Here is a 12,454-nt window from a genome sequence, read left to right as displayed (position 1 = left end):
AAAGCCTTCCTTCGCGTCGCCCGGCGCGTATCCTGACTCCCCTTCTTCCTGCGCGGACTCTTCCCAAAGGGCACAAGACCTTCAGTGAGCGTAATACCGCTTCGTCAGGGGTTACAGTGGCGGGGCCGCGCAGGACTTTCACCTGCTTCCGACGCCCGGCGACGTTCCATTTTCACATATTTTAAGCGCCTTCGGGCGCCCTTGTCAAATCTTGAGACAGGACGGAACTGAAGCGGAGCCCGCGCAGACAGCGCGGCGCTTTTGTGCTATGCTTGGCTCACCCAATGGAATCATTCCAAAGAGGAGGTTGCTCGTTATGAAGCGTACTCTTGCAAAGATTTTCCCGGCGCTTTTCGCCGCCGCGGCGTTGGCTGCGCCCGCCATGGCCGCCGATCTGCGCGAGCTGCTCGCCGCGTCGCGGACGGCGCAGAAGACCGGCGAGATCATCCTCGTCGTCGACCGTGCGCTCTCTCTGTGGAAGAAAAGCGACGCCGGCGCCTGGGAAAAGACGCTGGAAGCGCCGTGCGGCTACGGCAAGCTGGGACTGACGGAAAACAAGCGCGAAGGCGACAAGAAGACGCCCGTCGGCGCCTTCCCGATCCTGCACGCCTTCGGCAACAAGCCCAACCCCGGCACAGCCATGAAATGGCGCCCGGTGACTCCCAACTCCTACTGGGCCGACGACGTGAACCAGCCGAAAATCTACAACACCTGGGTGGAGAGCGCGAAAAAAATCCACGGCGAACACCTGGCCGACTACTATCAGTACGATTACGCCATGGCCGTCGGCTACAACGCCGACCCCGCCGTGCCGGGACGAGGGTCGGCCATCTTCGTCCACGTCAAATCCCGCCGCCACTGGACCACCGCCGGCTGCCTCTCGCTCGAACGCCGGGACATGATCGAGCTGCTGCGCCAGTGCCACGACGGTGCCTGGATCGTCATCGTCCCGAAAGCGGAGCGTCTCGCCCGTTTTTAGACGGAGCCATACCAAATACAAAAGCCATTTCTTTCATCATTCGCCGCGGCGATAAAAAACTGCCCCGCCTTTTTCGGCAAGCGAGAAAGGCGGGGCAGTTTTTATCGCCGCGAATCAATCCTGAGGCCTGTTCAGCGCGCGGTCGAGGTTGCGCACGAAATCCTGCGTGTTGGTGACCATGCTGACAGCCGTGACGGTGCCGCGGTCGGACAGCTTGTTGACGGCGAATTCCTGCACGTCGACGGTATACATGTAGACGGGACGGACGACGCCGTCGAACTCGTTGTACGAGGGGGTCATGTTGCCGGTGGCGATAGTGTAAAGGATCGCCGACATCATGATCATGGTCGAGGTCTTGCGGGCGTGGACGCGCATGGCGTTCTGAGCGGCGTAGACGTTGTTGCAGGCGCCGGGCAGGGCCAGGCGGTCGCGGATGGTGCCGGCCATGACCAGAGCTGTGCCGCACTCGACGCAGGCCTTGACGAAGCCGTCTTTGACCTTGCCGGAGGCGACGAGCGCTTCCAACGAACCGTAGGAGTTGGCGAGGTTGATGGTGTCGTAGAGGTTGTAGGTGCTGTTCTGCTCGTGTTCGAAGATTTTCTGTCCCCACGACGTGTCAAAGACGCCGCGCTCGAGATCGAAAGCGGCGGTTTCGGAACCGCAGAAGATCGCCTGCACGTAGCCGTTGCGGATCAGGCGCTCGAGCGCCAGGCGCGAATTCTGGTCGAGGGCCAGCGCCGTGCCGACGACGAGCGTCACGTAGCCGCGGTGTTCGCGCTCGTGCCGCAGCACTTCGTAGAGCGTGTCGTAGTCGAGCGAGTAGGCGGTCTCGCGCGAACGGCCTTCGCGGAAAGCGAAGGTGTCGGAGGTCGCGGTTTCGGCGAGGAAGCCCTGCGTCCACACGTAGATGCCCTCGCTGGCGTCTTCGGTACGACCGATCACGACTTTGTCGCCTTTTTTCAAGTTGCGGAACTCGACGATCTCGACGCGCTCCCGGCCGGGCGTGTCGCGGGCCACGCAGACGGTGTCCATGCGGCTCTGCGTCGCCAGCACCCACGTGCCGTTGATCTTGAAGTACTCGGGGTAGACCGACAGGGCGTGGTAATGACGGGGGCTGATCCCGTCGCGCTCGACGGTTTCGAGACGGCAGTTGGGCGCGTTCTTGAGGAACTCCTGCTCGAAATCGGGGTGGCGATATTTCGGCATTTCGAAATTCATTTGCCCGCCTCCTCGCGCTGCGCGTTTTTGACGACGACGAATTCCTCGGCGGGGACTTCCATCGCCTCCACCTGCTCCCGGGCGACGGCGCCGATCAGCGCGCGTTCGCAGTTGACGACGAAGTCCTGGACGTTGGTGTTCATCGGCACGACGGCGATGCGCTCGCGGGCCGCGACCACCTTGTTGGTGACGTTTTCGGTGATGTCGATAGAGTACATGTAGACCGGCGTGATGGCGCCGTCTTTTCGCACGTGATAGCTCGACGCCATGTTGGCGACGGAAAGGCTGTGCAGCATCGTGGCGATGCCGATGATCAGCGTGGCCTTGTCGAGGTGCTTTTTCATCTCCGTCAGCGCCTTGTCGGTGTCGCCGATCACTTCGGGCAGCGGGCCGTCGTCGCGGATCGAGCCGGCGAGGACCAAGGGCACGTTCATCGAGACGAGAGTCTTGATAATGCCGTCTTTGACGTGGCCTTCGTCGATGAATTTTTTCGTGGAGCCGGCCGCGCGCACTTCGTTGAGCAGGTCGAGGTGGTTGTAGTGTCCCATCGGCTGGTTTTCCTGCGTGTAGATGTTCTGTCCCAGCGCGGTGCCGAGGAAACCGCCCTCGAGGTCATGCGTAGCCATGGCGTTGCCGCCCATCATGCAGCTGATGTAGCCATTCTCGGCCAGGTGGTTGAGGGCGACGCGCGTGTCGTAGTCGAAGACGACGCTGGGGCCGAGCACCCAGACGATGTAGCCGCCGTTGTCGCGCTCGTACTCGAGCTGCGCGAACAGCTGTTCGTAATCGGTCGTGTAGGCGGTCTCCACGGCGCGGCCGGGCGCGGCGTAAACGCTTTCGGGGAAGCCTTCCTTGTACACGAGGACGCCCTCGGAGCCGTCGGTCGCGCGCCCCAGAACGACCTCGTCCCCCACTTCGAGGTCGCGGATCTCCGTGACGGCGATTTTCCCCTCTTTGAGCACGGCCACGCAGTTCAGCGAATTGTGCTCGGGAAGCTGCCACGTTCCGTTGCAGCGATAAAAGGTTGGCAGATGGGTGGTCAGATAAAAGCCGCGCGGCGCCACGCCTTTCTTCTCGACTTTCGCGCATTTCACTTCGCCCGCTCCCCGAAACTTCGCGTCATTGAAGTCGGGGCACGCAAAGACAGGCATTTCAAACTTCATGATTGCTCCTCTCTGGACAAACGAAACAGGTGGCCGATGTCCACCGTGTCTTTCTGTTCCGTCACTCGTTCTCGAAACTCGCTGGCCGTAACTTTCAGCCATTTCAGAAAATTACGGTTGAAACTCCGCAGTGAATTGTAGCCGACCTGAAACGCGATATCCGTCACCGACTGATCGGTGCGAAGCAGCAGGTTCGCCGCCTCGTGGATGCGCAGGTAATTCAGGAAATTCGTAAAGTTCATCTCGACGATGTAGCCCAGGGACTCGTTGACCATCCTGGGAGAGGCATTGAACCGCTCCGCCACGTCCAAAACGGTAAGATCGCTCGCAAAATTCCGATATATGTATTCGATGATCTTGCCGGCTTTCGGCGCGGGCAAAACCATGGAGACGCCGGGATTGTTCCGGTAGCAGCGGCGGAACTGCTGCGCTCCGATCCCCTGTTGGTCGGAAAAGACGCGGGACAGATGCGATATGTCGGAGTAATCGAGGATGTCGGCGATCTCCGCCAGGGAAATATTCGTGTGCAGCAGCAGAAACATGACCTTCGACAGCTTCATTTCCTGAAGCAGCTCGTAAAAACCGAGCCCGGTCACCTTGAAGATGTAGCGGGAAAGCGACGCTTCGCTGACAAAATAGATCCGGCTCAAGTCCTGAAGCGTCAGCTTGCGGTGCAGATTCAGGTACATGTACTGAAAAATGTGGGGGGAACAGCTTTCTTCCTCTTTTTCAAGACGGGCCTGTCCGTCGGAACGTTCTTCCTGGTCCTGCGCCAAGCGCAGGTAGAGGACGACCAGTTCCACCAGCTTCGCCGTCAGGTACAGGTCGGACCACGACTGGCGGACGGCGGACGTTGCGATGGAAACCGGTTCGATCTCGCGGCGGATCTCGTCGAAGAGGGCCCTGACGCGCGAGCGCTCCCGCTCCGGGACGCGCACGCCGCCGTAGCGGTACAGAAGCGTGACCATGTCGAATTTCTCGTTTTCGATGTTGAACTGGTTTTTGACGATGAAATTCAGAAACTCGAACGGATAGATAAGCAGGTAATAGCACAGCGGTTCCTTCACTTCGACGATTTCGGAAATTTCCCATGGCAGCAGGGCGATAACCGCTCCCGGCTCCATCGTATAGTTTTTGTCGTAGATCCTGATCGTGCCTTTTCCCGAAAGGACGTAGAGGAAGCGGCTGTTTTTGTGCAGCAGCGGCTTCGTCGGCGCGCTGTCCGACTGCACTTCGAAATAGGTCGCGACGCCCTCTCGGGACGCCGTGCGGTAAAACTCCTGAATCTCCACGCGCTTCCTCTGTCCGGGATTTTTCCGGGAAGTCATCTGTCCTCCCCCTTTTGCCGGCGCCTCCGGCGTCCCGAAGGCCCGCGGCGCTACGCCTGGATCCAGGTGCCGGTCGAGCCTTCCAGACCTTCCTTCGCCTTCTCCAGCGACGTGATCAGCGCCTTGCGGCCCGGTTTCGACTCGGCGAACTTGATGGCCGCTCTGATCTTCGGCAACATGGAACCTTCGGCGAACTCTTTGTCTTCGATATACTTCTTGGCTTCGGCCACCGTCAGCTTATCGAGCCACTGCTGATCCGGCGTGCCAAAGCGGATCGCCACTTTTTCCACGGCGGTGAGGATGACGACCACGTCGGCGTCGACAGTCTCGGCCAGTTTCACCGACGTGAAGTCCTTGTCGATCACCGCGTCGACGCCCGTCAGCACGCCGTCTTTCTCCACGACGGGCACTCCGCCGCCGCCGCCGGCGATGACGGTCACGCCCTGGTCGAGCAGCTTGCGGACGGCCTCTTCCTCGACGATGCGGACAGGCGCCGGAGAGGCGACGACCTGACGGTAGCCGCGGCCGGCGTCTTCGGCCACGGCCACGCCCGCAGCTGCCAGTTTGTCGGCGTCTTCCTTGCTCATGAAGGTGCCGATCGGCTTGGTCGGGCGCTGGAAGGACGGGTCGCAAGCGTCGACCTGGACCTGCGTCACGAGAGTGGCGACGCTGTCGTTCATCTTTCTGACGCGGAACTCGTTGCAGATGGCGTTCTGCAGATGATAGCCGATGTATCCCTCGCTCATGGCGCCGCACTCGGGGAACGGCACGAACGGCAGCTTCTCGCCCGATTTGGCGGCGATATCCATCGACTTCTTGATCATGCCGACCTGCGGGCCGTTGCCGTGGCACACGAGCACCTGCACGCCGGACTGCACGAAATCGACGATGGAACGCGCGGAGTGCTTGACGCGTTCCTTCTGCTCCTCAGGCGTGTTTCCAAGGGCGTTGCCGCCCAGCGCAATGACTACTTTTTTCATTATAATCTCCTATCCTCTTAAATGGAAACCCTTTTTCAGGAAACGACATCCGCGCCGCCGGTCCTTATGACGACGCGCGCGCCGGGACGCAACCGGCCGAGTAGTTTTTTCGCAGCCAGATCGGCGAGGACGGTCCGCTCCATATACCCGGCAACAGGATGAGCGCCGCTCTCGGCGCGGTCGAAACCGGCCGTGACGGCGTCGAGCGTCGCTTCGTCCCACGACAGTTCGATCTGCTCTTCCTCAAGCTCTCTTTGCAGTTCCCGCAGGCGGAGTGTCAGCAGTTCCCGGCGCTCCCGCAGCGAAAAGTCCTCGAAGTAATAGACGCCGTCGAGTCCGTCCCGCAGCAGTTCGCGCACCGGCGGATCGCGGTCCGTGCTGGTGACGGTGAAAAAGAGCAGGGCGTTACGGAAGTCGACGGTCCGCCCCCTGTTGTCGGCGATCTCGCCGTCGGCGGCGAGGCGCGCGATCAAACTCAGCACTTCCGCGCCGGCATGATCGACCGATTCGAAGACGATCACGCTGTGAGGGCGCAGGCGCACCGCTTCCGTCAGAGCGCCGGCCGCGTCGTGTCCGACATAGCCGGGCGGCGCGCCGATCAGTTTATTGACAGAAGCTTTGTCGGTGAACTCGCGCATGTTGAAGGACAACGGCGAACGTTCGTCTTCGTAATAATGCTTCGCGAACAGTTCCGCCAGATAGCTCTTGCCGGTGCCGGAGGGACCGACCAGCAGGAAGCTGCCCACCGGGCGGCGGCGCTTCATAAGGCCGCTGCGTGCCCGCAGGATGCTCTGCCGAACGGCGGAAACCGCGTCGCGATGGCCGACGAACTCGGCAAGCAGGCTCTTTCCGGCCTGCTCCAGCTTTTCGCTTTCGCTGCGGCCGATGCTCGACAGCGGGATGCCGGCGCGGACGGCAACGATGCGCTTGATCTCCTCTTCCGTCACTTCCCGCGAAACGGGGTAGTGCGGTCCGATCCGTTCGATCTCCGCGATCTTGGCGTCGAAAGCCTGCCGTTCCGCGACGAAGCGTTTCACGTCGTCGACGCGGTGAGCTTCCTGGGCGTCTTCCAGGCTGCGGCGCACTTCGTCGCGAAGCTCCTTGAGGCGCGACAGCTCGTCGAGACGCTCCACTTCCTTCTGCCAGGCGGCGAAACGCTCTTCGTAACGGGCGCGTTCGTCCGCAAGCTGTTTTTCCAGCGTCTGCCGCCGCCGCTGCGCCGCGGGATCCGCCTCGTCCAGCAGCAGGATGTGTTCCATCTCCCACTGGATGATGCGGCGGTTCCACTCGTCTAGCTCCTGCGGCATGGAGTCCATGCTCATGCGCACCATCGCGCCGGCCTCGTCGATCAGGTCGATGGCCTTGTCCGGCAGGTAACGGTCGGTGATGTAACGCTTCGAAAGCTGAATCGCGGCAATGAGCGCGCCGTCGGCGATACGGACGCGGTGGTGCGTTTCGTATTTCGAGACGACGCCGCGCAGCATGGACAGCGCCGCCTCTTCGGAAGGTTCCTCGATGAGGATCTTCTGGAAGCGCCGTTCCAGCGCCCGGTCCGGCTCGATGTAGCGCCGGTATTCCTCGACCGTCGTGGCGCCGATCATGAGGATCTCGCCGCGGGCCAGAAAGGGCTTGAGGATGTTGGACGTGTCCATCGAGCCGGAACCGCTGCCCGCGCCGATGATGGTGTGCAGCTCGTCGACGAAGAGGATGATGCGGCCTTTGGAGGCTTTGATGATTTCGAGGATCTCCTTGAGACGCTCCTCGAAGTCGCCGCGGTACTTCGTGCCCGCTACCAACGCCGCCATGTCCAGCGAAAAGACCATGCGGCCGCGCAGCAGCGCCGGCGCGTCCTGTTTGGCGATGCGCTGGGCGATGCCCTCGGCGACGGCGGTCTTGCCAACGCCGGCTTCGCCGATCAGGACGGGATTGTTCTTGAGACGGCGCGAGAGGACGCGGAAACACTCGTTGATCTCCTCGTCGCGTCCCAGCACCGGGTCCATCAGGCCTTCGCGGGCTTCTTTCAGAAAGTTGCGACCGAAGCGGTTCAGCTGCTCCATCTGCTCGGGGCTGATGCCAAGCTCGTCGGACGCGGTCAGACGGGCCGCCAGCATCGACTGGACCGATTCGACGGTGACGCCGAACTCGGCGGCGATCGCCGCGGACGGCGACTCGCGATCGCGCAGAATGGCCAGATACAGGTGTGGCGTACGCACGTAGGCGTCGAACGAGGCTCGCGAGATCTCGCCGCTGACCAGGACGATCCTGTGATACTGCCGGCTGTAATACAGTTTGCTGACGCCGGGCGTAGCGCGGCGATCCTGCAGCGCTTCCGTCAGTTTTCGTTCGTATGAAAGAAGATCGACCCCCGCTTCCAGAAGCCGGTATTTGATCTCGCTTTCCTTCTGGCGCAGGATCGCCAGCGAGAGATGAAGATCCGTTATCTCCGCGTGGTCGCAGCGGATAGCGATATTCTTCGCCTCCGCGAAGACGCGCAGCGCCTCCTGAGAAAACTTCGAAGAGTCCATGGAGCTCCGCTAGCCGACCAGCATCCAGAGCAGATGCGCCGCGATGCCGGCGCAGAGGCCGCCGATCGTGTGCGAGAGAATGGCGTTGCCGGTCATTTCCTTCATGTCGAGCGCGTCCATCATGGCGATATGGGTCGAGAAATAACCGCTCCAACACATGCAGATGGCCGTGAAAACCGCCAGGTCGTTGCCCGTCGCCGCGCCTTTTTTCACGAGATCGCCTACCATGCCGATCGCCGCGCCGCTGCTGCCGAGCGCCGTGATCGGCACGGCGATCGCTTCGGGCGACTGGAAGCCGAAGAGCGGATCAAGCAGGAAACGCAGCTTCGCCCCGATCATCGGCAGCAGCGCTACGCCCTCGCCCGCCGCGCCGGTGTAAACGCCGTCCGGGCCGGGGCCGTTCGTCAGCATCAGCACGATCGTGCAGATCAGCAGCACGCCGGGAATGATGGAAAGCCCCATATCGACGCCGCTCTTGCCGCCGTGCAGCATCGACTGGATGAAGCGCGATCCCACCGACCCTTCGCGAACGACGCGCATGTCCGCGGGGATCGTCTCGCCTCCGGAAGTCAACATCGCCGCGTCGACGCCGTAATAGGCCTTCGTTTTGCGCAGCATCAGGCGCACCGAGACGACGGAGCCCGCGATCGCCCCCAGATTGCCGATCAGAGCCGCCTTCATGGCGCCGTCCACGGACAGGCTCATCATCGTCGTCGTGATGATCAACCCCATGCCGAACGCCGTGCCCAGATTCGTCAGCGCCGCCATCTGGTATTTCTTGAAATAGCGCTTGAAGTTGTCGTCCTGGGCGAAGGCCAGGATCGCCGGATTGTCCGACAGATAGCAGTTCATGATGCCCAGAGCGCTCGAGCCGGGAAGGCCGTACAGCGGATAGATGACGGGCCGCAGCACGCGGTTGATCAGCGCGATCACGCCGAACTCCGACAGAAGTCCGGCCGCGCCGCCAGCCAGCACCGACACCGCCATCAGATGGAAGCAGACGGACGTCAGCAGCTGATACCCCGTCAGCATCATTGTTTTGAACATGTTGGCACAGCCCATGACGCTGCCGATCCCTACGAAAAAGGCAAGGAAAAAGAAAAGGAAAACAAAAGCCTCTTTTCCGATCTCCTTCTTGAGTTTGACAGTTTCCCCGTTCGCCTTCATTGTTCCTCCTGTAAGAGAGCAGGGAGTGCGGTTTAACGCCACGCGATAAACCGCACTGCCCGCCGATTGGATGCTTATCTATATTCCCGGACGACGCTTACTTTTTGCCGGGAAAATACTTGGGATTGCCGAAGAAATCGTCGACGATCGCCCTGACCTTGCCGCTCATCATCACCATGCCCAGCATGTTGACAAAGACCACCAGCCCGAGCGTGAAGTCGAGGAACACGCCGGCGTGCTCGAAGGAGATGAAAGCGCCGAGCAGGATCATCAGGCTGGCGACGACGCGGACGATCTTGCCGACGGCCGTGCCAAAGCAGAATTCGGCCTGCTTTTCGGCGTAGAAGACGATGACGATGATCGTCGAAAGCACGAACAGGAAGAGGCAGATGGAGATCAGCACGCTGCCGAAGGCGCCGAACTGGGCGGTAAAGGCCTGATGGATGGCGATGTTCTGATTGGCGGGATTCTTCCAGACGTCGGTGACGAGGACGACCAGCGCGGAAATGGAGCAGACGATCAGCGTATCGGCAACGACCTCGAAAATGCCCCACATACCTTGACGCGCGGGATGGTCCGTGATCGCGGCGGCATGACCGTATCCAGCGGAACCCATACCGGCTTCGTTCGAGTAGCAGCCGCGGGCGATGCCCTTCTGCATGGCTTTGGCCAGCGTGGCGCCGACGATGCCGCCGGCGACGGACTGAGGATTGAACGCGCCCTGGAAGATGGAAAGCAGCGCGCCGGGGACCTTGGAAGCGTGCGTGAAAATGATGACAAGGCCGAAAATGACGTAGAGGCCGGCCATGAAGGGAACCATTTTCTCGGTGACCTGGCCGATCCTCTTGACGCCACCGAAGACGACGAGAGAGACGAGAATAAAAATGACGACGACGGAGACTTTCGAACTGAGGCCGAGCTGTTCGATCGGGCCGGCCGCGGAAAGGGTCTGCAGCGTGATCGAAGGCAGGATCTCGAGCATGAAGAAAAACGCGACCGTCCAGCCCATGATCTTGCCAAGGACGCCGCCGATGCCGTTCTTGAACGTGTAGGAAGCGCCGCCGACATAATCGCCGTCGGTATTGGTCTCACGATACTTGATGCTCAGCGCCACCTCGGCGAATTTCGTGCTGCAGCCGATGACGCCGGCCACCCACATCCAGAACACGGCGCCGGGGCCCGCCATGAAGATGATCGCCGGGGCGACGACGATATTCGCCGCGCCGATCGACGAAGCAAGAGCCGTCGAAGCCGCCTGGAACGGCGAGACCGTCCCTTCGCCGCCGACGCTCGAACTGAACATCTTGCCGAACGTTTCCTTCATAATCGTAGGGAAATACCTGAACTGCACAAAACGCAGCTGGAACATGATCCAGACGCCGCCGCCCATGAGCAGGAGCAGGATCGGCCATCCCCAGAAAAAGTCGGTGAGCGCAACCACATTTTTGATAACAGATTGCATGAACGCTGAATCCATAACGATTCCTCCCTCTGTGTTTATACACGGTAGCGTGCGCCGCCGCTCGGCGCGGCGGACACACGCCGGTCGTCGTTTTCCCGCTTAGCAGAGCGTGGCGTACATGACCGCCTTGATGGTGTGCATACGATTTTCGGCCTGATCGAAAACGTACGACTGCTTCGACTCGAAGACCTCGTTGGTGACTTCCATTTCGGTGATGCCGAATTTCTCGGCGATCTCCTTGCCGACCTTGGTCTCGGTGTCGTGGAAGGAGGGCAGGCAGTGCAGGAAAATGGCCTGCTCGTTGGCGTTCTTCATGGCTTTGGCGTTGATCTGATAGGGCTTCAGCAGCTTGATGCGCTGTTCCCAGATCTCCGCGGGCTCGCCCATGGAGACCCAGATGTCCGTGTAGAGGACGTCGGCGTTCTTCGTGCCTTCATCGACGTCGCTCGTCAGCGTGACGGTGCAGAAGTTTTCCTTGGCGATTTCCTTGGCCGTCTCGACCAGCTTGGGATCGGGGAAAAGCTCCTTGGGAGCGCAGGCGACGTAGTTGACGCCCATTTTGGCGCAGGCGATCATCAGAGAATTAGCCACGTTGTTGCGGGCGTCGCCCATGTAGACGAATTTCAACCCCTTGAGGTGGCCGAAGTGTTCTTCGATCGTCAAAAGGTCGGCCAGCATCTGCGTGGGATGCCATTCGTCGGTCAGGCCGTTCCACACCGGCACGCCGGCGTAGGCCCCCAGTTCTTCAACGGTCTTCTGCGAGAAACCGCGGTACTCGATGCCGTCGAACATGCGTCCCAGCACGCGGGCCGTGTCCTTGATGCTTTCCTTGTGCCCCATCTGCGAACCGGCGGGATCGAGATAGGTCACACCCATACCCAAATCGGCGCCGGCCACTTCGAACGAGCAGCGAGTCCTCGTCGAGGTCTTTTCGAAGAGCAGAACGATGTTCTTGCCCTCGAGATAGCGATGCGGAACGCCGGCGCGCTTCATCGACTTGAAGTTCTTCGCCATCTCGAGCAGATAACGAATGTCCTGAGACGAAAAATCGATCAGTTTCAAAAAATTCTTGCCGCGGAAATTCTTAGCCATGTGGCGCCTCCTGAAAGTATGAGAATGTGTGTCACGATTTACGCTTAAAACTAATTGACTTATTTATTCTACAAAAAATACGAAACACTTGTGAGACATTTCTCTTTCATTTATTTGACTTTTTTTGCAGAATAGAAAACAGGGAGCCCGGACATCCGAGCTCCCTTAAAGTTCAATCCTGACGGCAACAGCCTTTGAGCGCCGCCGCCTTAAAAATTGTTTGCAATTCTCGTACGATGACATGATATTTTTAAAGCGTAACACGAAAGGGTTCAAAGAGAAACTTGCGACGACCTGCTCTCCCGCGAATCGCAGTACCATCGGCGCGTGAGGGCTTAACTTCCGGGTTCGGCATGGGACCGGATGGACCCCCTCCGCAATTCTCACCAGCTCCTCTGTTCCATCAGACTCCCGCCGCCGTCATGGCCTGGCCGCAACAGTGCGAAAGCTAAATTTTTTCAGGCGAACGTATTCGTTTATTTTCGGACTTTCGTTTTCGTTCTTTGCGCGTCGGCCAGTTCCGCAAGCGCAGGGACAAAG

The 12,454-nt window shown here is 60.3% G+C and carries 9 protein-coding genes, 1 rRNA gene and 1 riboswitch; of the genes, 1 reads left to right on the top strand and 9 read right to left on the bottom strand.

Annotation, left to right across the window (positions count from 1 at the left end; translation table 11 throughout):
* Nucleotides 1–5 precede the first annotated feature (5 nt).
* A riboswitch (cobalamin riboswitch) is annotated at nt 6–174 on the bottom strand.
* 142 nt (nt 175–316) lie between these two features.
* Nucleotides 317–979: a L,D-transpeptidase family protein gene (locus HMPREF7215_RS01620; RefSeq protein WP_009163836.1), complete on the top strand. Its 663-nt coding sequence runs from the start codon at nt 317–319 to the stop codon at nt 977–979.
* A gap of 114 nt (nt 980–1,093) precedes the next feature.
* Here HMPREF7215_RS01620 and HMPREF7215_RS01615 read toward each other — a convergent pair whose 3' ends face one another.
* From HMPREF7215_RS01615 to rrf, 9 genes are all read right to left on the bottom strand, one after another.
* Nucleotides 1,094–2,197, bottom strand: coding sequence for a putative NPN-dependent ornithine cyclodeaminase (locus HMPREF7215_RS01615; RefSeq protein ID WP_009163834.1), 1,104 nt, complete (start codon nt 2,195–2,197; stop codon nt 1,094–1,096).
* Entirely contained in the window at nt 2,194–3,360 is a 1,167-nt protein-coding gene (locus tag HMPREF7215_RS01610) for an ornithine cyclodeaminase family domain (protein ID WP_009163833.1), read from the bottom strand. Before HMPREF7215_RS01610 ends, HMPREF7215_RS01615 begins: the two co-directional genes overlap by 4 nt.
* Entirely contained in the window at nt 3,357–4,688 is a 1,332-nt protein-coding gene (locus HMPREF7215_RS01605) for a helix-turn-helix transcriptional regulator (RefSeq protein WP_009163832.1), read from the bottom strand. Before HMPREF7215_RS01605 ends, HMPREF7215_RS01610 begins: the two co-directional genes overlap by 4 nt.
* Nucleotides 4,689–4,738: 50 nt before the next feature.
* Nucleotides 4,739–5,668, bottom strand: a complete 930-nt coding sequence (gene arcC, locus HMPREF7215_RS01600; RefSeq protein WP_009163831.1) for a carbamate kinase — start codon at nt 5,666–5,668, stop codon at nt 4,739–4,741.
* A 35-nt stretch (nt 5,669–5,703) separates the two neighbouring features.
* Nucleotides 5,704–8,193 carry an AAA family ATPase gene (locus HMPREF7215_RS01595; protein ID WP_009163830.1) on the bottom strand — a complete coding sequence of 830 codons (2,490 nt, stop codon included), beginning with the start codon at nt 8,191–8,193 and terminating at the stop codon, nt 5,704–5,706.
* A 9-nt stretch (nt 8,194–8,202) separates the two neighbouring features.
* Nucleotides 8,203–9,360: a CD0519/CD1768 family membrane protein gene (locus HMPREF7215_RS01590; RefSeq protein ID WP_009163829.1), complete on the bottom strand. Its 1,158-nt coding sequence runs from the start codon at nt 9,358–9,360 to the stop codon at nt 8,203–8,205.
* A 97-nt stretch (nt 9,361–9,457) separates the two neighbouring features.
* Complete coding sequence (locus tag HMPREF7215_RS01585) at nt 9,458–10,837, bottom strand: alanine/glycine:cation symporter family protein (protein ID WP_009163828.1); 1,380 nt, start codon at nt 10,835–10,837, stop codon at nt 9,458–9,460.
* 84 nt (nt 10,838–10,921) lie between these two features.
* Complete coding sequence (gene argF, locus HMPREF7215_RS01580) at nt 10,922–11,914, bottom strand: ornithine carbamoyltransferase (protein WP_009163827.1); 993 nt, start codon at nt 11,912–11,914, stop codon at nt 10,922–10,924.
* Between the two features lie 281 nt (nt 11,915–12,195).
* Nucleotides 12,196–12,305, bottom strand: a 5S ribosomal RNA gene (rrf, locus tag HMPREF7215_RS01575).
* Between the last annotated feature and the right edge of the window lie 149 nt (nt 12,306–12,454).

The organism is Pyramidobacter piscolens W5455 (assembly GCF_000177335.1).
GTDB lineage: Bacteria > Synergistota > Synergistia > Synergistales > Dethiosulfovibrionaceae > Pyramidobacter > Pyramidobacter piscolens.
This window is presented reverse-complemented; position numbering and strand designations above follow the sequence as displayed.